Source organism: Micromonospora sp. CNZ299, from assembly GCF_002754415.1.
In genome coordinates this window covers 7,087,600-7,109,642 of the sequence record NZ_PEFG01000001.1, presented here as the reverse complement: position 1 = coordinate 7,109,642, position 22,043 = coordinate 7,087,600, and the positions used below count along the sequence as shown (strand labels likewise).

The 22,043-nt window shown below is 71.6% G+C and carries 25 protein-coding genes; 17 read left to right on the top strand and 8 right to left on the bottom strand.

Going from position 1 to position 22,043, the window contains the following annotated elements:
• Positions 1-43: 43 nt before the first annotated feature.
• The 3 genes from CLT68_RS32175 to CLT68_RS32165 form a co-directional block, all read right to left on the bottom strand.
• A complete protein-coding gene (locus tag CLT68_RS32175) occupies positions 44-946 on the bottom strand; it encodes a phytanoyl-CoA dioxygenase family protein (RefSeq protein WP_088949700.1) in 903 nt (300 codons plus the stop codon).
• A 221-nt stretch (positions 947-1,167) separates the two neighbouring features.
• Complete coding sequence (locus CLT68_RS32170) at positions 1,168-2,028, bottom strand: hypothetical protein (protein ID WP_099856556.1); 861 nt, start codon at positions 2,026-2,028, stop codon at positions 1,168-1,170.
• A gap of 194 nt (positions 2,029-2,222) precedes the next feature.
• A complete protein-coding gene (locus CLT68_RS32165) occupies positions 2,223-3,032 on the bottom strand; it encodes an enoyl-CoA hydratase-related protein (RefSeq protein WP_099857894.1) in 810 nt (269 codons plus the stop codon).
• 19 nt (positions 3,033-3,051) lie between these two features.
• Between CLT68_RS32165 and hemW the strand changes: the two genes are divergently transcribed.
• Complete coding sequence (gene hemW / locus CLT68_RS32160) at positions 3,052-4,275, top strand: radical SAM family heme chaperone HemW (protein WP_172862089.1); 1,224 nt, start codon at positions 3,052-3,054, stop codon at positions 4,273-4,275.
• Between the two features lie 54 nt (positions 4,276-4,329).
• Here hemW and CLT68_RS32155 read toward each other — a convergent pair whose 3' ends face one another.
• Positions 4,330-4,926 carry a DUF4870 domain-containing protein gene (locus CLT68_RS32155; RefSeq protein ID WP_099856554.1) on the bottom strand — a complete coding sequence of 199 codons (597 nt, stop codon included), beginning with the start codon at positions 4,924-4,926 and terminating at the stop codon, positions 4,330-4,332.
• Between the two features lie 225 nt (positions 4,927-5,151).
• Between CLT68_RS32155 and hrcA the strand changes: the two genes are divergently transcribed.
• The 3 genes from hrcA to CLT68_RS32140 all read left to right on the top strand — a co-directional run bounded on the left by hrcA (position 5,152) and on the right by CLT68_RS32140 (position 8,131).
• Positions 5,152-6,174 (top strand): heat-inducible transcriptional repressor HrcA, encoded by a 1,023-nt coding sequence (gene hrcA, locus CLT68_RS32150; RefSeq protein WP_088949695.1) that lies wholly within the window; start codon positions 5,152-5,154, stop codon positions 6,172-6,174.
• Between the two features lie 75 nt (positions 6,175-6,249).
• Positions 6,250-7,395 (top strand): molecular chaperone DnaJ, encoded by a 1,146-nt coding sequence (dnaJ, locus tag CLT68_RS32145; protein ID WP_172862226.1) that lies wholly within the window; start codon positions 6,250-6,252, stop codon positions 7,393-7,395.
• A 1-nt stretch (position 7,396) separates the two neighbouring features.
• Positions 7,397-8,131, top strand: coding sequence for a 16S rRNA (uracil(1498)-N(3))-methyltransferase (locus CLT68_RS32140; protein ID WP_099856552.1), 735 nt, complete (start codon positions 7,397-7,399; stop codon positions 8,129-8,131).
• A gap of 20 nt (positions 8,132-8,151) precedes the next feature.
• Here CLT68_RS32140 and ppk2 read toward each other — a convergent pair whose 3' ends face one another.
• Positions 8,152-9,063: a polyphosphate kinase 2 gene (ppk2, locus tag CLT68_RS32135; RefSeq protein ID WP_099856550.1), complete on the bottom strand. Its 912-nt coding sequence runs from the start codon at positions 9,061-9,063 to the stop codon at positions 8,152-8,154.
• A gap of 72 nt (positions 9,064-9,135) precedes the next feature.
• The gene (locus CLT68_RS32130) at positions 9,136-9,897 is read right to left on the bottom strand and encodes an SDR family oxidoreductase (protein ID WP_099856548.1); all 762 of its coding nucleotides are present in this window, start codon (positions 9,895-9,897) and stop codon (positions 9,136-9,138) included.
• Positions 9,898-9,991: 94 nt separating this feature from the next.
• Between CLT68_RS32130 and CLT68_RS32125 the strand changes: the two genes are divergently transcribed.
• The 7 genes from CLT68_RS32125 (at position 9,992) to era (ending at position 16,106) form a co-directional block, all read left to right on the top strand.
• A complete protein-coding gene (locus CLT68_RS32125; RefSeq protein WP_088949690.1) occupies positions 9,992-10,351 on the top strand; it encodes a histidine triad nucleotide-binding protein in 360 nt (119 codons plus the stop codon).
• Positions 10,348-11,745, top strand: coding sequence for a serine hydrolase domain-containing protein (locus CLT68_RS32120; RefSeq protein WP_486482401.1), 1,398 nt, complete (start codon positions 10,348-10,350; stop codon positions 11,743-11,745). Before CLT68_RS32125 ends, CLT68_RS32120 begins: the two co-directional genes overlap by 4 nt.
• 132 nt (positions 11,746-11,877) lie before the next feature.
• Complete coding sequence (locus CLT68_RS32115) at positions 11,878-12,936, top strand: PhoH family protein (protein WP_088949689.1); 1,059 nt, start codon at positions 11,878-11,880, stop codon at positions 12,934-12,936.
• Between the two features lie 15 nt (positions 12,937-12,951).
• Positions 12,952-13,425, top strand: a complete 474-nt coding sequence (gene ybeY, locus CLT68_RS32110) for an rRNA maturation RNase YbeY (RefSeq protein ID WP_088949688.1) — start codon at positions 12,952-12,954, stop codon at positions 13,423-13,425.
• Positions 13,401-14,825 (top strand): hemolysin family protein, encoded by a 1,425-nt coding sequence (locus CLT68_RS32105; protein WP_099857890.1) that lies wholly within the window; start codon positions 13,401-13,403, stop codon positions 14,823-14,825. The genes ybeY and CLT68_RS32105 overlap by 25 nt, the downstream gene beginning before the upstream one ends.
• On the top strand, positions 14,818-15,204 hold the full coding sequence (locus CLT68_RS32100) for a cytidine deaminase (RefSeq protein WP_088949687.1): 387 nt from the start codon (positions 14,818-14,820) through the stop codon (positions 15,202-15,204). Before CLT68_RS32105 ends, CLT68_RS32100 begins: the two co-directional genes overlap by 8 nt.
• Positions 15,205-15,209: 5 nt before the next feature.
• Positions 15,210-16,106, top strand: a complete 897-nt coding sequence (gene era, locus CLT68_RS32095; RefSeq protein WP_099857888.1) for a GTPase Era — start codon at positions 15,210-15,212, stop codon at positions 16,104-16,106.
• 37 nt (positions 16,107-16,143) lie between these two features.
• Here era and CLT68_RS32090 read toward each other — a convergent pair whose 3' ends face one another.
• On the bottom strand, positions 16,144-16,614 hold the full coding sequence (locus CLT68_RS32090) for a hypothetical protein (RefSeq protein WP_143743304.1): 471 nt from the start codon (positions 16,612-16,614) through the stop codon (positions 16,144-16,146).
• 195 nt (positions 16,615-16,809) lie between these two features.
• On the opposite strand from CLT68_RS32090, the gene CLT68_RS32085 reads away from it, so the two are divergent.
• Positions 16,810-17,949 carry an acyltransferase family protein gene (locus CLT68_RS32085; protein ID WP_099856544.1) on the top strand — a complete coding sequence of 380 codons (1,140 nt, stop codon included), beginning with the start codon at positions 16,810-16,812 and terminating at the stop codon, positions 17,947-17,949.
• Here CLT68_RS32085 and CLT68_RS32080 read toward each other — a convergent pair.
• Positions 17,936-18,742 carry a DUF4097 family beta strand repeat-containing protein gene (locus CLT68_RS32080; protein WP_099857886.1) on the bottom strand — a complete coding sequence of 269 codons (807 nt, stop codon included), beginning with the start codon at positions 18,740-18,742 and terminating at the stop codon, positions 17,936-17,938. The genes CLT68_RS32085 and CLT68_RS32080 overlap by 14 nt on opposite strands.
• 102 nt (positions 18,743-18,844) lie before the next feature.
• Between CLT68_RS32080 and recO the strand changes: the two genes are divergently transcribed.
• From recO to CLT68_RS32055, 5 genes are all read left to right on the top strand, one after another.
• The gene (gene recO, locus CLT68_RS32075; RefSeq protein WP_088949684.1) at positions 18,845-19,711 is read left to right on the top strand and encodes a DNA repair protein RecO; all 867 of its coding nucleotides are present in this window, start codon (positions 18,845-18,847) and stop codon (positions 19,709-19,711) included.
• A gap of 4 nt (positions 19,712-19,715) precedes the next feature.
• Positions 19,716-20,528, top strand: a complete 813-nt coding sequence (locus CLT68_RS32070; RefSeq protein ID WP_088949683.1) for an isoprenyl transferase — start codon at positions 19,716-19,718, stop codon at positions 20,526-20,528.
• A gap of 69 nt (positions 20,529-20,597) precedes the next feature.
• Positions 20,598-20,783, top strand: coding sequence for a hypothetical protein (locus CLT68_RS32065; RefSeq protein ID WP_088949682.1), 186 nt, complete (start codon positions 20,598-20,600; stop codon positions 20,781-20,783).
• A gap of 288 nt (positions 20,784-21,071) precedes the next feature.
• Positions 21,072-21,272 (top strand): thioredoxin reductase, encoded by a 201-nt coding sequence (locus tag CLT68_RS32060; protein WP_231927123.1) that lies wholly within the window; start codon positions 21,072-21,074, stop codon positions 21,270-21,272.
• Entirely contained in the window at positions 21,269-22,024 is a 756-nt protein-coding gene (locus CLT68_RS32055) for a pirin family protein (RefSeq protein WP_099856542.1), read from the top strand. Before CLT68_RS32060 ends, CLT68_RS32055 begins: the two co-directional genes overlap by 4 nt.
• Positions 22,025-22,043: the final 19 nt, after the last annotated feature.

Here is a 22,043-nt window from a genome sequence, read left to right as displayed (position 1 = left end):
CAATCCCTGCGGCCCGGCCGTCGCCAGCCGTTCTGTTCTCGGATCAGCGGAGCCAGGGGATGTTGCGGTCGAGCAGACCGCGCTCCTTGAGCTCCTTGCGCAGCGGGATCTCGTCGTCGACGTACCCGTCCCAGTTGATGCCCCAGTAGTTGGCGGTGTGGGTGCCCTCACCGATCAGCTGGCGCTGCACGGGAGTGCGGTTGCGGTACCACTCGCCGTTCACGTCGGGGTGCAGCTCGTCCAGCGGACGGATCCACCGGTAGGTGTAACCGACGAAGAGCATCTTGCGGGTGACGGTCGACAGGTTCGTCGACCGCGAGTGCCACTGCCGACGGTCGAAGATGAAGGCGTCGCCCGGGTTGGCGGTGATCTCCACCGTGCCCTCCGGGTCGGGGTTCTGCACGGTGAGGTCCGCCGGCCGGGGCAGCGAGTTCTTCAGGTGGCTGCCCGGGATGACCTTGGTGGCGCCGCGGCCGGTCTCGGAGAGGTCCGACAGCACGTACGCGACCTTCAGCGAGAACATCGGCCGGGGCAGGTTCGGGTCCATCGTTTCCGGGTCGGAGTTCTGCCGGTACCCGTCCTGGTGCCAACCCCAGTACGGCTTCTCCGGCTCGGCGGCCGGCGGGGTGACGTCCAGGTGGTTGTGGTGCGTGTAGATGTTCCAGCCGGCCAGCCCCCACATGTACGGGAAGGCGATCGGGTGGGTCAGCAGCTCGCCGAAGAGCTCGTCGCGCTCCAGGAAGCCCAGCAGGTGCAGGGTGCCGTCCTTCTTGGTGGTGCCCTTCGCCTGCTCCTCCGCGTAGACGCGGTCGACCGCCGCCTCCAGCGCCGCCCGGTGGTCCTCCGTCAGGACGTTGCGCAGCAGGAGGAAGCCCTGCTCGTGGAACTCCTTGCGGTCAGTGTCGCTGATCGGTTCGTAACCGGTCCGGTCGCCGTAATCGAACACCGCGTCGTACCCCTCCCCATGAGGTGAAACCTTTTCTGGCACAGGCCGCCGATCGTAACGCGACGGATCTGGGCCCGGGGACGGCGTGTGGGGCTGGTGGGCCACAGGGGGACCCCGTGCAGCGAGAGGACTGCGGAGAGTGATTTGACTGTGATCAATAGAGGTGTTTGCAGAGACTTGTCCGATTGTGCGGTGACTGCCGGTTAAGAGATCCGGGTCGGTCAACCCTCGTTGAACACCTCTGCCACCACCTGGCCGGCGGGGCTCTGCTCGCCGTCCGCCCGGCCCCAGGTGCCGGCCCGGGCGGTCCACTCCAGGTCGCCGAAACGGACGCGCTTCACGCCGTGGTCCTGGGCGTGGGAAACCAGCCAGTGCGCGTACCGCCAGCCGTCGCGCTGGTCGTCCGGCGTCACCGCCAAGCCGGTGGGGTCGGTCGGGTCGGTGCCCTTCAGCCCCCAGTCCAGCACCAGGTTGCGGGTCAGCTGCGTGGCCGCCGCCGCGCCGTGCATCACCGGGGTACGCCCGACGGTGCAGGCGACCGCGCCGGTCGCGTCGCCCATCAGCGCTCGGCTGAGCACCTCGGAGTCGTCGGCCCACTTCTGGTAGGCCTCCGGGAAGGCCGAGCGCTGCACCCGCTGGGCGGCGTCGGTGACGCGCATCTTCTCCCAGCCGCGCACCTTTTTGAGCGCCGCGTAGAACCGGTTGGCCGCGTAGCGCGGGTCCCTGATCTGGGCCGGGGTGCCCCAGCCCTGGCTCGGCCGCTGCTGGAACAGGCCGACCGAGTCCCGGTCGCCGTCAGCGAGGTTGCGCAGCCCGGACTCCTGGTACGCAGTGGCCAGCGCGACCACCACGGCCCGCTCGGACATCCCGCGCTGTGCCCCGATGGCTGCGATGGTCGCCGCGTTGGCCATCTGGTCGGCGTCGAGCGCGACCCGACCGTCGGCCTGCACGGTGCACTTCCGGGCCGCCAGCGGCAACTGGAGGCGGTCACCGACCTGCCGTACGACGAGCCAGATCGCGATCACGGCGACGAGGATGAGCACCACTCCACCCGCCACGGTTGCCCGAGTTCGCACCCACACCCCCAGATCGACAGTCTGACAAGCGTACGTCCCCCACGGGCCTCTCCGGGTCGTCCGCGCGGTTCCAGGCCGGCTCTGCCGACCCGTTCCGATCGCGGCATTCCCGCTCCGGCCGCGCTCTCACCTGCCCGTATGGCCCTGCGGTCCACCCTGCTCCGGCGTCCTAGCCGGCATGATCACCGGCGGCCCCGGTCCTAGCCGGCATGATCACCGGAACCACCGTCCGGAGCAGGCACCCAGGCCGGCGGTCGCTTCTCGCGGAAGGCCATGATCCCTTCGCGCCCCTCGTCGGAGAGGAAATAGCCGGTCGAGATGGCGGACAGCCGGGCCAGGTCACCGCGCAGTTCGGCGGTGCCCGGCTGGCGCAGCAGTTCCTTCGCCCCGGCCAGCGCACCCGGCGCTCCGCGCACCAGCGAGTCGCAGTAGCGCCGAACCGCGTCGTCCAGCCCGTCCGCCGGGACCGAGGCCGTGACCAGGCCGATCTCGGCGGCCCGTCGGCCGTCGAAGGTGTCCCCGGTCAGGTAGAGCTCGGCGGCGGCGCGCGGGTGCAGCCGGGGCAGCACGGTCGCCGAGATCACCGCCGGGATCACCCCGATCCGCACCTCGGTGAACGCGAACGTCGCCTCATCGGCGCAGACCGCCAGATCGGCGGCGGCGATCAGGCCCAGCCCGCCGGCCCGCGCCGGCCCGCCCACCCGGGCCAGCACCGGCTTCGGGCAGTCCCAGATCGCCGCGAGCACGTCACCCAGCATCGCGGCGGGCACGGTGCCGCTGGCGTACGCCGCGGCCGTCTCCTTCAGGTCGGCACCCGAGCAGAAGACCGGGCCGGTGTGGTCGAGCACTATCGCTCGAACCGTCTCGTCGGCGACCGCATCGCCCAACCCCGCCAGCAGCTGGGTCATGAGGCCGGTGGAGAGCGCGTTGCGGTTGTGCGGGCTGTCCAGGGTGAGGGTGGTCACCCCGTGGGCCGTGGCGACCCGCACGAGGACGTCGGGAGAGGTCATGCCGGGCACACTAGTGGCCATGCCCGGCGTCCTTCCAGATGGTGAGACCGTCCCCGTCGACGGATCGCTGCCCGCCACCGCCACCACGGCGGTCGGCGCGCGCGGCTTCGGCGTGTACGTCCACGTGCCGTTCTGCGCCAGCCGCTGCGGCTACTGCGACTTCAACACCTACACCGCGTCCGAGTTGGGCGGCGGTGCGAGCCGCGAGGGGTACGCCGACACCGTCCTGGCCGAGCTGGCGCTCGCCGCCCGGGTGCTGGGCGACAGCCCGCCGCCCCGGGTCGACACCGTCTTCGTGGGCGGTGGAACGCCCACCCTGCTCCCCGCCGACGACCTGGCCCGCATCCTCGACGGCATCGACCGCACCTGGGGGCTGGCCGCCGACGCCGAGGTGACCACCGAGGCCAACCCCGAATCGGTCACCCCGGAATCGTTGAAGCTGCTGCGGGCCGCCGGCTACACCCGGATCTCGCTGGGCATGCAGTCCGCCTCCCCGGGAGTGCTGGCGATCCTGGACCGCAAACACAGCGCCGGCCGGGCCACCGCCGCCGCCCTGGAGGCACGCGACGCCGGGTTCGAGCACGTCAACCTGGACCTGATCTACGGCACCCCGGGTGAGCGCACCGAGGACTTCGCCGCCTCGCTGGAGCAGGTCGTCGCCGCCGGGGTGGACCACGTCAGCGCGTACGCCCTGATCGTCGAGGACGGCACCCGGCTCGCCGCCCGGATGCGGCGCGGCGAACTGGCGTACCCCAGTGACGACGTGGCCGCGGACCGCTACCTGGCCGCGGAGGCCGCGCTCGACGCCGCCGGGCTCTCCTGGTACGAGGTCTCCAACTGGGCGCGCACCGACGACGCCCGCTGCCGGCACAACCTGCTCTACTGGACCGGCGCGGACTGGTGGGGGCTGGGGCCGGGGGCGCACAGCCACGTCGGCGGGGTGCGCTGGTGGAACGTCAAACACCCCACTGCGTACGCCCAGCGGTTGGCGGCGGGCGCGTCACCTGGCCTGGCCCGGGAGGTGCTCACCGGCGACGAGGCGCACATGGAGGACGTGATGCTCCGGCTGCGCCTCGCCAGCGGCCTCCCGTTGGCGGTGCTCGATGCCACCGGCCGGGCGGGCGCCGAGCGGGCCCTGGCCGACGGTCTGCTGGCCGCCGACGAGTACGCGGCCGGCCGGGCGGTGCTCACCCTGCGCGGGCGGCTGCTCGCCGACGCGGTCGTGCGTGACCTGCTGCCCTGAGTGGGCGGGCCGTTCCGGTGGTGCGGGCCGGCCGGGGGAGCGGCCGACCCGGCATCACTTGATGAAGTTCGCGGAGAGCGGGTAGCGGTAGAGCTGCCCCTCGTTGGCCTTGATTCCGGCGATGATGCCGAACACGAGACCGAGGATGACGGCTGCGCCGACCCCGATGAAGCCGATCAGGATGCAGGTCAACACCCAGCCGACCAGGCCGACGATCGACCAGATGAGCTGGAAGTTGAGCGCCGCCACGGCGTGCGCCCGCACCGTCGGGGACTGGCTGCCACGTGCCAGCATCGCCACCAGCGGGGCGATCCAGCCGAGCACACCGCCGCTGACGATCATGCCGACGGCGCCGCCGAAGTGGGCGACCAGCGCCCAGGTCTTGTCCTCGTTGTTGGCGAAGCCGCCAGGGCCGCCGTAGGCGCCGCCGGTCGGGTAGCCGCCACCGGGTGGGGGATAGCCGCCAGGCGGGGGATAGCCACCCGCCGGAGGGTAGCCGCCTGACGGCGGTTGGTCACCGGTGGGCGGCGGATAGCCACCGGGCGGGGGATAGCCGCCCGGGCCGGGTGCCCCGGACAGTGGTGCGGTGGGCGGCTCCGGCGGGTAGTTACCGGGGTCACCCGCGCCGGGAGGGCGAGGAGGTTCAGTCATGGATGCCACCGTAGGGGCACGTGGCAACGCGGCACCAGCGCGACACCGCCCGGCGGTGAGGGTCGATCGGCCCGGCGGGGTGGCGCGGGCCGCACTGACGGACAGCCGTTGATCATCGCGCTGGCGGGCACGCCGACGTAGACTGGCACTCGTTACAGTCGAGTGCCAGGACAGCCCGGCCGGCCGAGGACGCCGGCGGCCGACGTGCGACAGGAGGTGCGGAGGATGGGTCTCGACGACCGGAAACTCGCCGTGCTCCGCGCCATCGTCGAAGACTACGTCTCCACCCAGGAGCCGGTTGGCAGCAAGGCGCTGGTCGAGCGGCACCAGCTCGGGGTCTCCCCGGCCACGGTCCGCAACGACATGGCCGTGCTGGAGGAGGAGGGCTACATCCGGCAGCCGCACACCAGTGCCGGCCGGGTGCCCACCGACCGCGGCTACCGACTCTTCGTCGACAGGTTGTCCCGGGTCAAGCCGCTCAGCCCGGCCGAACGCCGGGCCATCGAGCGCTTCCTGGTCGGCGCGGTCGACCTCGACGACGTGGTGCACCGCACCGTGCGCCTGCTCGCCCAGCTCACCCGGCAGGTCGCCGTCGTGCAGTACCCGAGCCTGGCCCGCTCCTCGGTGCGTCACCTGGAGCTGGTGCCGATCTCCACCACCCGACTGATGGTCGTCATGATCGCGGACACCGGGCGGGTGGAGCAGCGTCTGGTGGAGCTGCCCGGTCCGGTGCCCGCCGACGACGTCACCGACCTGCGCCGACTGGTCAACGAGAAGCTCGCCGGCGCCCGGCTGTCCGACACGCCGCCGCTGGTGCAGGCGCTGGTCGAGGAGTCGTCGCCCAAGCTGCGTCCGGCCATGACCACGCTCGCCACTGTGCTGCTGGAGACCCTGGTCGAGCGGCACGAGGAACGCATCGCCCTGGCCGGCACCGCCAACCTCACCCGGGGTGGCCTGCTCGACTTCCAGGGTTCCCTGCGACCGATCCTCGAGGCGCTGGAGGAGGAGGTCGTCCTGCTCAAGCTCATCGGCGAAACCGAGCCGAGCACGACCCGGGTGCTGATCGGCGACGAGAACGAGTTCGACAACCTGCGGGCCGCCTCCGTGGTCAGCACCGGCTACGGCCCGGGCGCCACGATCGTCGGCGGCCTGGGGGTGCTGGGGCCCACGCGGATGGACTACCCCGGCAACATCGCCACGGTTCGCGCCGTGGCACGCTACGTGGGCGAGTTGCTGGCCCAGAACTGATTGGTCAGGGCCGATGCGGCCGGCTGCGGCCGCCGACCGGCACAACGCGAGACGAACATGAGGACACGGAACGCAGTGGCCAGGGACTACTACGGCATTCTCGGTGTGAGCCGGGAAGCCTCCGATGACGAGATCAAGCGCGCCTACCGCAAGCTGGCGCGCCAGTTCCACCCGGACGTCAATCCGGACCCGGAGGCTCAGGAGAAGTTCAAGGACATCAACGCCGCGTACGAGGTCCTCTCGGACGACCGGAAGCGGCAGATCGTCGACCTGGGTGGCGACCCGCTCGCCCCGGGCGGCGGCGGTGCCGGAGGCCCCGGAGGTCCCGGAGGTGCCGGCCCGTTCGTCGGTTTCCAGGACATCATGGACGCGTTCTTCGGCGGTGCCGCGGGCGGTGCCCGTGGTCCGCGTCCGCGTACCCGGCCGGGCGCCGACGCGATCCTGCGCCTCGAACTGGACCTGCACGAGACGGCGTTCGGCGTCGAGGCCCCGATCACCGTCGACACCGCAGTGCTGTGCACCACCTGCTCCGGCGCCGGCACGGCGGCCGGCACCCACCTGGCGACCTGCGAGGCGTGTGCCGGGCGGGGCGAGGTGCAGTCGGTGCAGCGCACCTTCCTCGGCCAGGTGGTCTCCGCCCGGCCGTGCACCGTGTGCCAGGGCTACGGCACGACCATCCCGCACCCCTGCCCCACCTGCGCCGGCGACGGCCGGGTGCGCACCCGCCGCTCGCTGACCGTCAAGATCCCGGCCGGCGTCGAGGACGGCATGCGGATCCGGCTCGCCCAGCAGGGTGAGGTCGGCCCGGGTGGCGGCACCGCCGGCGACCTCTACGTGGAGATCCACGAGCGGCCGCACGACGTCTACTCCCGCAAGGGCGACGACCTGCACTGCCGCGTCACCGTGCCGATGACCGCGGCGGCACTGGGCACCCGGCTCACCATCAAGACCCTGGACAGCGAGGAGACGGTCGACGTCAAGGCCGGCACCCAGCCGGCCAGCACGCTGCGGCTGCGCGCCCGGGGCGTACCCCACCTGCGCGGCACCGGCCGAGGCGACCTCTACGTGCACCTGGACGTGCGGACGCCGACCAAGCTCGACCCCGACCAGGAAAAGATGCTGCGCGACTTCGCCAAGACCCGCGGTGAGGAGGTCGCCGAGTTGTCCAAGCAGGGCGGCTTCTTCTCCCGGATGCGCGACGCGTTCAACGGGCACGCCTGAGGTGTCCGCGCCGCTGTTCCTGGTCGAGGCGCTGCCCACCGGCGACGCGCTGACCCTGGACGGCCCCGAGGGGCACCACGCCGCCACAGTGCAGCGGCTGCGCGTCGGCGAGGAGCTGCTGCTCGCCGACGGCCGGGGTGGCACGGCCGCCGCCGTGGTCACCGCCGTCGGCCGGGGCACCCTCGAGGTCACCATCACCTCCCGGGGGTACGCGGACGCGCCCGTACCCCGGATCGTCACCGTGCAGGGCATCGCGAAGGGCGACCGGGGCGAGTTGGCCGTGCAGGCGATGACCGAGGTCGGCGTCGACGAGATCGTGCCCTGGGCGGCGTCGCGCTCGGTGGCCCAGTGGCGGGGTGACCGGGGCGTACGGGCCCGGGAGAAGTGGGTGGCGACCGCCCGGGAGGCGGCCAAGCAGGCCCGCCGGCCGTGGCTGCCGGTGGTGGCCGGTGCGCCGGACGAGTCGACAGCCACTGTGGCCCGCCGGATCGCCGGTGCCGCCGCCGGGTTCGTGCTGCACGAGGAGGCCGACGAGCGGCTCACCACCGCCGAGCTGCCCGCCACCGGTGAGATCGTCCTGGTGGTCGGCCCCGAGGGTGGCATCGCCCCGGCCGAGCTGACCGCGTTCCGTGAGGCCGGCGGCCGGCCGGTGCGGCTCGGGCCGGCGGTGCTGCGTACGTCGACCGCCGGAGTGGCGGCGCTCAGCGTGCTCGCCACCCGCCTCGGCCGCTGGTAGCCCGTCGGCTGCTGGCTCGTTTACGGGCGGGGGAACACCGGCACCACCTCTTCCTCCGGCGTCAGGTCCAGCCCGGCCGGCCCGATGATCTGTGGGTCGGGCGTGCCGACCACCTCGGGGTCCTTGCCCGCGTAGTCGAAGCGGTGCAGCACGTGCCGGATCGCCTCCAGCCGGGCCCGCTTCTTGTCGTTGCTCTTCACCACCGTCCACGGCGCGTCGGCGGTGTCGGTCCAGAAGAACATCGCCTCCTTGGCCTCCGTGTACTCGTCCCACCGGTCCAGCGACGCGATGTCCATCGGGGAGAGCTTCCACTGCCGGACCGGGTCGACCTGGCGGATCGCGAACCGGGTGCGCTGCTCGTTCTGGGAGACGGAGAACCAGAACTTGACCAGCCGGATGCCCGAGCGCACCAGCATCCGCTCCAGCTCCGGGGCCTGACGCAGAAACTCCAGGTATTCCTTGCGGGAGCAGAAGCCCATCACCCGCTCGACGCCGGCCCTGTTGTACCAGGAACGGTCGAACAGCACGATCTCACCGGCCGCCGGCAGGTGCGCCATCCACCGCTGGAAGTACCACTGGCCGGCCTCCCGCTCGTCCGGCTTGGCGAGCGCCACCACCGACGCCCCACGCGGGTTGAGGTGTTCCATGAAACGTTTGATGGTGCCGCCCTTGCCGGCCGCGTCCCGACCCTCGAAGACGATCACCAGACGCTCGCCGGACTCCTTGATCCAGTCCTGGAGCTTGAGCAGCTCGATCTGGAGCAGCCGCTTGTCGCGGTCGTACTCGTCGCGGTCCATCCGTTCGTCGTACGGGTAGTCCTCCCGCCAGGTCTCGACGGGCGTCCCGTCGGGTCGGAGCAGGACGGGGTCGTCGTCGTGGCCATCGGCCACCTGGTAGTCGGCGGTGAGGTCCAGCAGCGCGGAGTCGGCCATGTCGCAGAGACTTACCCGCCCTCGTGCCGAGAACCACCCCCTGGCCGGGTGATGTGGGCAGCTGTTCCGCCGTCAGCTGCGCAGGTAGGAGGCGCCGTTGAGGTCGACGATCGTGCCGGAGGCCCACTCGGCCTGCGGCGAGGCCAGCCAGTGCACCGCGGCCGCGATCTCCTCCGGCTCGGCCACCCGGTCGAACGGGCTCTGCGCCCGGATCGCCGCACCGTGCTCGCCGCGCAGGTGCTCGGTGGTCATGTCGGTCGCCACGAAACCCGGCGCGACGGTGGCGACAGTGATGCCGTACGGCGCGAGCGCCACGGCGAGCGACTGACCCAGCGCGTTCAGACCCGCCTTGCTGGCGCCGTACGCGGGCTGGTCCGGCTCGCCCCGGAACGCGCCACGGGACGAGACGTTGACGATCCGCCCACCGCGTTCGCGCATGTGCTGGGCGGCGCACCAGGTGACGTTGCCGGCACCGGTGAGGTTGGTTTCCACCACCCGCTGCCAGCGCTGCTGCCACTGCTCGTAGGAGGTGCCGAAGATCGGGTGCGGCTCGTCCCGGTCGCCGTACGTCCCGGCGTTGTTGACCAGCACGTCCAACCCGCCGAGCAGCTCGGCGGCCCGGTCGACCATGGTCCGGACGGCGTCCGGGTCGGTGAGGTCCGCGCGGACCACCACGTGCCCGGTGCCGGGCAACTGCGCGCGCAGCTGTTCGGCCGCGTCGGCCGAGTCGCGGTGGTGGATCGCCACCCGGTCGCCACCGACCGCGAACGCCGTCGCCACCGCACGGCCGATGCCGCGCGAGGCCCCCGTCACGAGTACCGCCCGATCCTTCATGCCGGCCATCCTGCCTCAGCCGGTCTCTCCTGCGAACAGGCCGGCGCATGCTGCGCCGGGGCGCCCTCGGCCCGTTAGTCCTTACACTGCCCCGATGGGATCCGACTGCCTGTTCTGCCGCATCGTCGCCGGGGAGATCCCGGCCACCGTGGTCCGGGAGACCGACACCACGCTCGCCTTCCGCGACATCGACCCGAAGGCGCCGGTGCACGTCCTGGTCATTCCGAAGGAGCACTACGCCGACGTCGCCACGCTCGCCCAGGGTGACCCTGCGCTGGCCGCCGACGTGCTGGCGACGTCCGCCGCGGTGGCGGAGGACGAGGGCCTGCTCGGCGACGGCTTCCGGTTGATGTTCAACACCGGCGCGTACGGCGGTCAGGAGGTGTTCCACGTGCACGCACATCTGCTCGGTGGCGCGCCGCTCGGCCCGATGCTCGCCCGGGACCTGACGTGAGCGCAGGTCCGGCGCCGGACGGCCGGGTGGATGAGCGCCTGGGTCGGTTGGTCCGGCGGGTGCAGGCCGACGCCCGGGTGCCGGCGGTGTCGGCGGCGCTGCACCGGGCCGACCGCCCGCTCTGGAGCTGCACCGTCGGCGAGACCGGCACCGACAGCCCGCTGGGGCCGGGCACCCAGTTCCGGATCGGCTCGGTCACCAAGACCTTCACCGCGGCCCTCACCCTCCAGTGTCGCGACGACGGGCTGCTGGACCTGGACGACCCGGTGGGCCGGCACCTGGACCTTCCCGCACATGGCGAGCTGACCGTGCGCCGGCTGCTGTCGCACACCGCTGGCCTGCAACGCGAGCCGTTCGGCGACGTCTGGGACAGCCTGCGCGCACCGGACGCCGACCAGTTGGTGGCAGAGCTGGACCGGGCCGAGCGGGTGCTGCCGACGGCCCGCCGGTTCCACTACTCCAACCTGGGCCTGGCCGTGCTCGGTCAACTGGTCGCCCGGCTGCGCGGCGAGAGCTGGGCGCAGGTGCTCACCGAGCGGATCCTCACGCCGCTGGGACTGACCGACACCACGGTGACCCCTCGGCCGACGGCGGCCACCGGCTTCCTGGTCGACGCGTACTCCGACGAGGCGCACCCGGAGCCGCCGACCGACTTCGGCGCGGTCGGCCCGGCCGCCCAGCTCTGGAGCACCGCGACCGACATGGCGCGCTGGGCGGCGTTCCTGGCCGACCCTGCGGCACTGGACCCGACCGGCACGGTGCTCGCCCCCACCACCCTGGACGAGATGCGCTGGCCGCTGACCACCACCGACGAGACGCTCTGGGGCGCGGGCTTCGGACTCGGCCTGATCCTCGTCCCGCAGGGGGAGCGGGTGATGCACGTGGGGCACGACGGGGCCATGCCCGGTTTCCTCGCCGGGGTGTACGGCCGGCGGGGCGGCGACGGCACGGCTGGCGCGATGGGTGCCGCGGTGCTCGGCTCGTCCGGCACGGCGGCCGAACTGTTCGACCTGCCGCACCGGCTGCTCGCCGCGGCGGTCGAGCACGACCCGGCTGAGATCGAGCCATGGCGACCGGGGGCACCCGCCCCGGCGGCCCTGCGGGGCGTGCTCGGTCGCTGGTGGGGGGAGGGTTTCGAGTACGTGTTCTCCTGGCGCGACGGTGCCCTGCGGGCGAGCGGGGCCGGTGACGCCGCCGGACGCCCGCCGGCGATCTTCACGCCCCTGCCGGACCAGCCGGACGTGTTCCGCACCGCCTCCGGTCGGGAGGCCGGTGAGCTGCTGCGGCTGACCCGGGACGAGGCCGGGGCGGTGGTCCGGATGCACTGGGCGACGTACCGGTTCACCCGCCACCAGGAGACCTTCGAGGGGTACGACTTCCGGGCCGGCAGTTGATCGCGGCCAGCGGAAATGGGCGCGATGCGGCCCGCGTTGAACGGATACGATGGGTGTAACGTCCGCACGCCAGGCCAGCAGGCCGGCGCCGAGATCGAGAGCAGGTGGCGCAGGGCCCTCCGGGCCCGACCTATGACCGGCACCCCACCTCCCGGCCCGCCCCGGGTGCAGACCAGGATCACCGTGCCCGACTCGAAGATCATGGTCAATCTGCTCGGCGCAGGCGACGAGATCCTCCGACTCGTCGAACGCTCGGTCGCCAGTGACGTGCACGTTCGCGGCAATGAGATCACCATCACCGGTGAGCCCGCGGACAACGCCCTCGCCGAGCGCGTCTTCAGTGAGCTGCTCGAACTCATCGAGAAAGGCGAGACCCTGACCACTGACGCCGTCCGGCGTACCGTCGGCATGCTCGAGCAGGGCACCGCCGAGCGGCCCGCCGAGGTTCTGACGCTCAACATCCTCTCCCGTCGCGGGCGCACCATCCGCCCCAAGACGCTCGGACAGAAGCGCTACGTCGACGCGATCGACTCGAACACCATCGTCTTCGGCATCGGCCCGGCCGGCACCGGCAAGACCTACCTGGCGATGGCGAAAGCCGTCCAGGCGTTGCAGGCCAAGCAGGTCAACCGGATCATCCTGACCCGGCCGGCGGTGGAGGCGGGTGAGCGACTGGGCTTCCTGCCCGGCACGCTCAACGAGAAGATCGACCCGTACCTGCGCCCGCTCTACGACGCGCTGCACGAGATGCTCGACCCGGAGACGATCCCCAAGCTGATGGCCGCGGGCACGATCGAGGTCGCGCCTCTGGCATACATGCGGGGCCGGACGCTGAGTGACGCGTTCATCATCCTGGACGAGGCGCAGAACACGACGCCCGAGCAGATGAAGATGTTCCTCACCCGACTCGGCTTCAACTCCAAGATCGTCGTGACCGGTGACGTCACCCAGGTGGACCTTCCCGGCGGGACGAGCAGCGGCCTGCGGGTCGTCCGGGAGATCCTGGGAAACGTCGACGACGTGCACTTCGCCCAGTTGTCCAGCACCGACGTGGTCCGCCACCGTCTGGTCGGGGAGATCGTCGACGCGTACGCCCGCTGGGACGCCGAGCGGGAGAACCAGCAGGCGCAGGGCGTCCACGCCGTGCCCGGGCGACCCGCCCAGGGCGGCCGGGCCGGCCGTCGCCGCTAAAGCAGAGGAAAGCAGTTGTCCATCGAGATCGCCAACGAGTCCGGTGTCGACGTCGACACTGACGCCGTGCTCGCCGTCGCCCGGCACGCCCTCGACGAGATGGGGGTCAACCCCCTCGCCGAGTTGTCCGTGCTGTTGGTCGACATCGACTACATGACCGAGCTGAACCACCGCTGGATGGGTGGCGAAGGCCCGACCGACGTGCTCGCCTTCCCCATGGACGAGGGCAGCGTCGACCACGGCCCCGGTGAGTCCGCGCCGGCCGGCGGCGAGCCCGCCCTGCTCGGCGACATCGTGCTGTGCCCGGAGGTCGCGGCCAAGCAGGCGGCGACCGCCGGGCACGCGCCGGCCGACGAGCTGCACCTGCTCACCGTGCACGGGGTGCTGCACCTGCTCGGCTACGACCACGCCGAGCCGGAGGAGGAGCGGGAGATGTTCGCGCTCCAGGCCCGACTGCTGGCCAGCTGGCGGTCGACCCGCACCCAGTGATGTCCACTTCTCCGTTACTTGCGGCCGGTGCCACCGCCGGCCTTCCTGACCTGCAGCTGATCGTCTTTGCGGCCGGCCTGGTGGTGCTGGCCGGTCTGATCGCGATGACCGAGGCGGCTCTCGCGGCGGTCTCGCCGGCCCGGGCCGCCGAGCTGGCCCGTGACGGTGTGCGCGGCGCCCGCACCCTCCAGGTCGTCGCCGGCGACGTCGTCCGGCACCTCAACCTGCTCCTGCTGTTGCGGCTGCTCGCCGAGTTGACCGCCACCACGCTGGTGGCGCTTGTCGCGGTGGACAGCTTCGGTGCCGGCTGGCGGGCCGCGCTGGTGACCGCCGGCGCGATGACCGTGGTCAGCTTCGTGGTGGTCGGCGTCGCGCCGCGCACCATCGGCCGGCAGCACGCCTACGCCGTGGGTCGTGCGGTGGCGCCGATGGTCCGCTGGCTGGGCCGGGCGCTCAACCCGCTCGCGTCGTTGCTGATCCTGATCGGCAACGCGGTCACCCCGGGGCGCGGCTTCCGTGAGGGGCCGTTCGCCACCCAGGTGGAGTTGCGGGAGCTGGTCGACCTGGCCGAGCAACGCGGCGTGGTCGAGCACGGCGAGCGCCAGATGATCCACTCAGTTTTCGCCCTCGGCGACACCATCGCCCGCGAGGTGATGGTCCCGCGTACGGAGATGGTGTGGATCGAGGAGGGCAAGACGCTCGCGCAGGCGCTGGCGCTCTTCCTGCGTTCCGGTTTCTCCCGCATCCCGGTGATCGGCGAGAGCGTCGACGACGTGCTGGGTGTGCTCTACCTCAAGGACCTGATCCGGCGCTCCCGGGGCGGTGACCCGGAGGCCGAGCAGTTGCCGGTGGCCGAGCTGATGCGCCCGGCGACCTTCGTGCCGGAGTCCAAGCCGGTCGACGACCTGCTGTCGGAGATGCAGGCGGCCCGCAACCACCTGGTCATCGTCGTCGACGAGTACGGCGGCACCGGCGGTCTGGTCACCATCGAGGACATCCTGGAGGAAATCGTCGGTGAGATCACCGACGAGTACGATGTCGAACGCCCGCCCGTCGAACGTCTGGCGGACTCCACGGTGCGGGTGACCGCCCGCCTGCCGGTGGAGAACCTGGGCGAGATGTTCGACACCGATCTGCCCACCGACGAGGTGGAGACGGTCGGTGGCCTGCTCGCCCAGTCGCTGGGGCGGGTGCCGATCCCCGGTGCGGAGGCGGAGGTCGCCGGCCTCCGGCTGGTCGCCGAGGGCACCACCGGCCGGCGCAACCGGATCGACACCGTCCTGGTCAGCCGGGTGGAGTCGGGCCACGAACAGGACACCGCGGGGCGTGGCGACCACGCCGGCCCCGGGGACGACACGGACAACTACCGAGATGACGAGAGGCAAGCTGCCGATGCCTGACACACCCGCCGCGCCCGCCGCCCGACCCGCCCCCACCGAGTCGGCGACGCTCAGCGCCGAGGACGGCAAGCTCGTCGTCCTGGCCCGGGGAGCCCGCGGACGGGTCGGCGCCGTGGAGGGCGCCGCGGTCCGGGATCAGGACGGTCGGACGTACGCGGCGGCCAGTGTCGCGCTGCCCTCGTTGACCCTCACCGCGTTGCAGTTGGCGGTCGCGTCCGCCGTGGCTGCCGGGGCGAGCCGGCTGGAGGCCGCGGCGGTGGTGACCGAGGCGTCGACGCTGGACGGCGCCGGTCATGCGGCGGTGCGTGACCTCACGGTGGACGCACCGATCCACGTGGCCGCTCCCGACGGCACGGTCCTCGGCACGGTGACCCAGTGAGCCCCGTGCAGGACCCGGAGGCGCGGCCGTACCGTGCCGGGTTCGGCTGCTTCGTCGGCCGGCCCAACGCGGGCAAGTCGACGCTGACCAACGCCATCGTCGGCACCAAGATCGCGATCACCTCGAACAAGCCGCAGACCACCCGGCACGTCATCCGGGCCGTGCTGCACCGACCGGAGTCGCAGCTGGTCCTGGTCGACACCCCGGGCCTGCACCGCCCCCGTACGCTGCTCGGCGAGCGCCTCAACGACCTGGTCCGTTCCACCTGGACGGAGGTCGACGTCATCGGTCTGTGCATTCCGGCGGACGAGCCGGTGGGGCGCGGTGACCGGTTCATCACCGGTGAGCTGGCCGAGTTGAAGGCGACAGTCCTGGCGGTGGTCACCAAGACCGACCTGGTCGACAAGCGCCGCCTGGCGGAGCAGCTGCTCGCGGTGAGCCAGATGGGGGAGTTCGCCGAGATCGTGCCGGTGAGCGCGGTGTCCGGGCACCAGGTGGACACCCTGGTCGACGTGATGACCAAATATCTGCCGCCGTCGCCGCAGCTCTACCCGGACGACATGCTGACCGACGATCCCGAGCAGGTTCTCGTCGCGGAGCTGATCCGGGAGGCAGCCCTGGAGGGGGTCCGTGACGAGCTGCCGCACTCCATCGCCGTGGTGGTGGAGGAGATGATCCCCGAGGGTCAGGTCATGAAGATCTACGCCGACCTTTACGTGGAGCGGCCCAGCCAGAAGGCCATCGTTCTCGGTCACAAGGCGAGCCGGCTCAAGGAGGTCGGCACGAACGCCCGTCGGCAGATCGAGGAGCTGCTCGGCAGTCGGGTCTATCTCGACCTGCACGTCCGCGTCGCGAAGGACTGGCAGCGCGACCCGAAGCAGCTGCGCAAGCTGGGTTTCTGATCCACCACACCGGCCGGGATCGACCAGAGAAATCCGGTCACCCCTCGCCCTGACGCTCGGCCCAGAAGCGGACCAGGAACCGTTCCACGTCCATGATGGGGACGGGGTGGTCCGGCCGGGCTTCGACACTGCGCAGTTCGGCACGCCCGGTGACATCGACCCGCGCGTGGTAGCGGCCCGGTGGACCGAGGGTCAGGATCGGGCTGGCCTGGAACTCCAACATGCCGGAGACGTGCACGGTGCCGTCGCTCAGTGCCAGTGTCACCTGCTGCTGAGCGTCCACGCCCGTGCGGTCGTCCGGCGGGGGGGCGGCCCACGACTCGAGCACTACCCGCGCGCGGTGATAGGAACCCGAAGCACTCATCAGGTAAAGGACGTCGTCGCCGGCGTAGCACAGCGCGCTGGCACGGCCCGGCAGGTCCAGAAACTCGGCAACCGCGCCCGCGACGATGATGACGCGGTGAGCTGGCGCCAGCAGTGCCTCCACGCTGGACAGTGGTTCAGTCATCGTCCCTCACTGTGGTTGCGGGGCCGGCCGAGCCGCCGGCCCCGCAATCGTCGGTGAACATGCCGTGCAACTCATGATCGTCTTCGGTCAGGTGGGTGGAAAGGCTCACGTTTGGTCGGGGTGGTGACCGTTTCGCGCGGCCACCGCGCAGGGTAGGGGAGTTACGCCCCGCGTCCCCGACCCAGATGCAGGCTGATGCGCAACCGGTATCTCGATCTACTCCGTTTCCTGGCCATCGTTCGAGTTGTCGTCTACCACGTCACTGGATGGGCGACCCTCACCCTCGTCTTCCCCGCCATGTCGGTGATGTTCGCGCTGGCCGGCTCGCTGATGGCCGCTTCGTTGACCCGTTCCGGGCCGGCGGCGGTCGGGCGGCGGCTGCGGCGGCTGCTGCCGTCGTTGTGGGTGCTCGCGTTGGTCTTCGTGCCGGCCATGCTGCTCAGCGGGATGCCGATGAGCCCCCGAGTGCTGCTGTGGCTGTTTCCGATCGCCGACCCGCCGGCCAACAACTGGGGCGCCCTGGCGCTGAGCATCATCTGGTACCTGCGCGACTACCTGTGGTTCGTGCTCGCCTCACCGGTCGCGTTCGGGCTGTTCCGGCGTGCCCCGCTGCCGACCCTGCTCGCCCCGTACCTCCTGCTGGTGGCGATCGAGGTGGGGATCTACCCGGCGCCTCCGGTGCTGCGCGAGTTCGGGCTCTACTTCGGAGCATGGATGCTCGGCTTCGCCCATCACGCCGGGATGCTGCGCCGGCTCGCAGGTCGGATGCTGTACCCGGTGGCGCTCGCGCTCGCGGTGACCGGCGGCGCCTGGATCGTCGGGCATCCCGGCCCGCGCGGGTACGACCTCAACGACAACCACCTCGGCAACGCGCTCTGGTCGGCCGCGTTCATCCTGATCGTGCTGGGCCGAGCCCCCGCCGGGGTGGCCTGGCTGGCCCGAAGCCGGCTGGCTGACCGGGCGGTGACCGTGGTCAACCGGCGGGCGCTCACCATCTATCTCTGGCACATGCCGTTCGTGGTGGCGCTCACTCCGCTGGTCGACGTGGTGGGTTGGTCCCATCAGGACCCGGTGGGTCTGGCCATCCGGGTGGTGCTGGTCTTCGCGCTGGTCGGGGTGGTCACCCTGGCCGTCGGTTGGGTCGAGGACGTCGCCGCCCGTCGCCGCCCGGAGCTGATCCCCGGCGGCCCGGTCCAGGCAGCTGAGCTGGCCGACCAGCTCGACACCGAGCTCCGCGACCGTCCCGACGAGCAGCCGGCCGTGGCCACCCTCGGGCGGGCGGTGGTGCCACCGCAGCGGGCTGCGGCGGCACGGAGCGATGTCAGCGCTGGCTGATCGTGACGTTGCCGCTGCCGGCCGAGCCGTCGAGCACGTCGGTCGCTGCCGGGTCGTGCGTGACGGTGATCCGCGCGTCGCCGGAACCGGTGCTGGAGCGCACCTGGTAGCTGCCCGCAGGCACCAGCATCGTGACGTCGCCGCTGGAGGCGTGCGCCCGGGCCGAGGCGGGCTTGTCCAGCTCGACTGTGACATTGCCGGAGCCGGCCTCGGCGTCCGCCGTGCCACCGAGGCGGCGCGCCGTGATGTCCCCCGAGCCGGCGCGCAGGCGGATCGTCCCACTGGCCTCGCTCACGTCGATGTTTCCGGACCCGGTCTCCACTCCGACCGTGCCGGAGGCGCCGTTGACCCGGACGTTACCGGAGCCCAGGCGCAGGTCCACCGCGCCGACCCGGCTCAGCTCGACATCGCCGGAGCCGGACTCGCCCTGAAGGGCGACGCCCTCCGGCACGGCCACCTCGTAGGAGACGCTGCACCGGTCGCCGCAGTCGGTGTCCAGCACCAGCTCGCTGCCCTTGATCTCGTACCGGGCCTTGGGCTCGCCGCCCTGGTAGCGCACCACCCGCTTGATCCGCGCCTCCGCGGCGGTGGCGGTGCCCCGGACGATCACGTCGCCGGCGCCCGGCAGCACCCGGATGGTGGTGATCTTCACGGCCTCGGTGTCGTCGTAGTCGAGCCGGCGCATGGCCAGGTTGTCGCACCCTGCGAGCACGATGAGGGCGGTTGTCAGCCCCAGGGCGATGGGGGTGGCGGCGCGACGACGGCGGGCGTCGGTGGTGGATTGCATTGCCATGGCCAGCACGCTACGGCCGGTGCGGAGCCACGCGCATCGGGGTTCATCCGCGCATCCACCCCGAACCGACCCTGATTTCACACCCCGAGGGAGAATGGCCCGATGGCCGGGTATCGCCGACAGCTCTACCGCGACGACGCGGTGGTGCTGCGTGTGCAGAAACTCGGCGAGTCCGACCGGATCATCACCCTGCTGACCCGTCGACATGGCCGGCTGCGCGCGGTGGCCCGGGGGATCCGCCGCACCACCAGCAAGTTCGGCGCCCGGTTGGAACCGTTCGGCCACGTCGACCTCCAGCTCGCCGGCGACCCGAAGGGCAACCACGGCAGCTCACTGCACAGCGTCAGCCAGGTCGAGGGCATCGACCTGTACGGCAAGCGGTTCCTGGGGGATTATCCGCGCTACACGGCGGCGAGCGCGATCGCCGAGACCGCCGAGCGACTGACCCCGGTGGAGCGGGAGCCGTCGCTGCGGCTGTTCCAGCTCACCGTGGGCGCGTTGAAGGCGCTGTCCCGGGGCGAGCACGCCACCACCCTGGTGCTCGACGCGTACCTGCTGCGGGGGATGGCCCTCGCGGGCTGGGCGCCGGCGCTGATCGCCTGCGCCGTCTGCGGCACCCCCGGCCGGCACCGGGCGTTCTCCGTGCCCGCCGGCGGCACGGTCTGTCCCGATTGCCGACCACCCGGCGCGGCCCACCCCGCGCCGGCCACCGTCGACCTGATGTCCGCGCTGACCACCGGTGACTGGGTGCTCGCCGACGCCACCGAAGCCGGCGTACGCCGGGAGTGCAGTGGGCTGGTCGCGGCTCACCTCCAGTGGCACCTGGAGCGCGCGCTACGCTCGCTGCCGCTGGTCGACCGGGGTCCCTCGGCGACCAGCACGGCCTCGCCGCCGGATGGCACCGGGGCCGTGGTGCTCCGGCCACGTGGCGACGTCGAGGCCGGGGCGGACGGCGCGAACAGGGAGTGACCGAGTGATCCGATCGAAGAAGGCCGGCCGGCGCGAGCCGACGCCGCCGACACCACACCCGTCCGGCGCCCGGCCGCCGGCACTGCCCGGCGACGCGGTGCCGAAGCACGTGGCGGTGGTGATGGACGGCAACGGCCGCTGGGCCAAGGACCGCGGGCTGCCCCGCACGAAGGGGCACGAGGCGGGGGAGCACAGCCTCTTCGACACCATCGAGGGTGCGATCGAGATGGGCATCCCGTACCTGTCGGTGTACGCGTTCTCCACCGAGAACTGGCGACGCTCGCCCGACGAGGTCCGGTTCCTGATGGGGTTCAACCGGGACGTGATCCGTCGCCGTCGCGACGAGTTGGTCGACCTCGGCGTCCGGGTGGTCTGGTCGGGCCGGGCCGGGCGGTTGTGGAAGAGCGTCATCTCCGAGTTGCAGACCGCCGAGGAGATGTCCCGGGACAACTCGACGCTGACCCTGCAGTTCTGCGTCAACTACGGCGGGCAGGCCGAGATCGGCGACGCCGCAGCCGCGATCGCACGGGACGTGGCGGCCGGCCGGCTGGATCCGGCGAAGGTCAGCGAGAAGACCGTCGCGAAGTACCTCTACCACCCGGAGGTCCCGGAGGTCGACCTGTTCCTGCGCCCCTCCGGCGAGGAGCGGATCTCCAACTTCCTGCTCTGGCAGGCCGCGTACGCCGAGCTCGTCTTCCTGGACACGCTCTGGCCCGACTTCGATCGCCGCCACCTCTGGTATGCGTGCGAGCTGTACGCGCAGCGGGACCGGCGCTTCGGCGGGGCGCTGCCCAACCCGGTCGCCCCGGTTCTCTGAACCGACGCTTACCTGCACGTCACTCTGGGTATCAGTGACGTCAGAAGCCACTGACGGAGGTGAACCCACATGATCCAGAAGCGCATTGCCCAGTGGGCGGTGATGGCGGTCGCGGTGCCACTGGCGGCTGCCGGTGCTCGCCGGCTCAGCCACACCCTGGAGGCCCGGCGTGGTCCCTCCGGGGCTACCCGGTTGCTGACCAGGGGCGCTGACCTGATGCGCCCGCAGAAGGCCAAGCGCCGCCGCTTCTTCTAACCCCAGACCCACCGGCGCCGCCCACACCCCGTGTGGGCGGCGCCTCCCTGTGCCCCAAACCCGCCCCCAACCCGGTCGATCATGGAGTTGTGGTGGGTGGTTCCACCGCTTTCGCCGCTTCTGTGCGGCACCACAACTGCATGATCGACGCGGCCGGGGCGGAGGGGTTCCGGCTGGGGGACTGAGCTGTCGTTTCGGGGTCTCGCGAAAGGGCGGCGGGTAGGGTCCGGACGTGGCGGGACTACTGCGGTTGGGGTGGGTGTGCGGGATCTTCGGTTCAAGATGATCATGGCGTTGAACGCGGCCGATCTGGGTGACCCGATCTGCGAACAGGTGGCCGACATCTGCGCCGAGATCGCCGAGCAGCACTGCGCCGAGTTCGGCCACACCCCGCAGCTGCGCACCGGCGAGATCGCCGAGCTGGCCACCGGCGAACCGGCCCTGACGTGGGCGCCGTCGACCTCCGACACCGGGCAGCGTGCCTGGTGACCGCGCCCGCCGTCGACATCCGTCGTGGCGAGGACCGCTTCTCCACCCGGATCTCCTGGCTCGACTCCCACCACTCGTTCTCGTTCTCCCGGCACTACGACCCGGCCAACACCCACCACGGTCTGCTGCTGGTCAACAACGACGACGTCGTGCGACCGGGTGCCGGCTTCGAGACCCACCCGCACCAGGACATGGAGATCGTCACCTGGGTGCTGCGTGGCTCCCTGGTGCACCAGGACTCCACCGGGCACTCCGGGGTGATCTACCCGGGGCTGGCGCAGCGGATGAGCGCCGGCACCGGCATTCTGCACTCGGAGAAGAACGACGCCTGGCGGCTCAACAACCAGGAGCCGCACAGCGACCCGGTCCACTTCGTGCAGATGTGGGTGCTCCCCGACGAGGACGGCGGCGACCCCGGCTACGAGCAGTTGGAGATCGAGGACGAGCTGCTCCGCGGCGGCCTGGTGCCGATCGCCTCCGGGATGGAACGCTACGACGGGGCGTCCGCCATCCGGATCCGCAACCGGTACGCGACCCTGCACGCCGCCCGACTCGCCCCCGGCGACGAGGTGACCATCCCCGACGCGCCCTTCGTGCACCTGTACGTGCCCAACGGCACGGTGACCCTGGAGGGCAGCGGCCCGCTCGGCACCGGCGACGCGGCCCGGCTCACCATGACCGGCGGCCGGCGGGTCACCGCCGACGAACCAGCCGAGATCCTCGTCTGGGAGATGCACGCCACGGTCACCTGACCCCACGTGGGCGGGGTCA

What these genes read in the sequence shown, in the direction of transcription:
- CLT68_RS32130 (WP_099856548.1), bottom strand. Translation starts at nt 9,897, where the DNA reads ATGAAGGATCGGGCGGTACTCGTGACGGGGGCCTCGCGCGGCATCGGC.
- hemW (WP_172862089.1), top strand. Translation starts at nt 3,052, where the DNA reads ATGCCCGGCGTCCTTCCAGATGGTGAGACCGTCCCCGTCGACGGATCG.
- CLT68_RS32115 (WP_088949689.1), top strand. Translation starts at nt 11,878, where the DNA reads ATGACCGGCACCCCACCTCCCGGCCCGCCCCGGGTGCAGACCAGGATC.
- CLT68_RS32165 (WP_099857894.1), bottom strand. Translation starts at nt 3,032, where the DNA reads ATGACCTCTCCCGACGTCCTCGTGCGGGTCGCCACGGCCCACGGGGTG.
- CLT68_RS32060 (WP_231927123.1), top strand. Translation starts at nt 21,072, where the DNA reads ATGGCGTTGAACGCGGCCGATCTGGGTGACCCGATCTGCGAACAGGTG.
- CLT68_RS32080 (WP_099857886.1), bottom strand. Translation starts at nt 18,742, where the DNA reads ATGGCAATGCAATCCACCACCGACGCCCGCCGTCGTCGCGCCGCCACC.
- CLT68_RS32065 (WP_088949682.1), top strand. Translation starts at nt 20,598, where the DNA reads ATGATCCAGAAGCGCATTGCCCAGTGGGCGGTGATGGCGGTCGCGGTG.
- CLT68_RS32125 (WP_088949690.1), top strand. Translation starts at nt 9,992, where the DNA reads ATGGGATCCGACTGCCTGTTCTGCCGCATCGTCGCCGGGGAGATCCCG.
- ppk2 (WP_099856550.1), bottom strand. Translation starts at nt 9,063, where the DNA reads ATGGCCGACTCCGCGCTGCTGGACCTCACCGCCGACTACCAGGTGGCC.
- CLT68_RS32085 (WP_099856544.1), top strand. Translation starts at nt 16,810, where the DNA reads ATGCGCAACCGGTATCTCGATCTACTCCGTTTCCTGGCCATCGTTCGA.
- CLT68_RS32100 (WP_088949687.1), top strand. Translation starts at nt 14,818, where the DNA reads ATGCCTGACACACCCGCCGCGCCCGCCGCCCGACCCGCCCCCACCGAG.
- CLT68_RS32155 (WP_099856554.1), bottom strand. Translation starts at nt 4,926, where the DNA reads ATGACTGAACCTCCTCGCCCTCCCGGCGCGGGTGACCCCGGTAACTAC.
- recO (WP_088949684.1), top strand. Translation starts at nt 18,845, where the DNA reads ATGGCCGGGTATCGCCGACAGCTCTACCGCGACGACGCGGTGGTGCTG.
- CLT68_RS32090 (WP_143743304.1), bottom strand. Translation starts at nt 16,614, where the DNA reads ATGACTGAACCACTGTCCAGCGTGGAGGCACTGCTGGCGCCAGCTCAC.
- hrcA (WP_088949695.1), top strand. Translation starts at nt 5,152, where the DNA reads ATGGGTCTCGACGACCGGAAACTCGCCGTGCTCCGCGCCATCGTCGAA.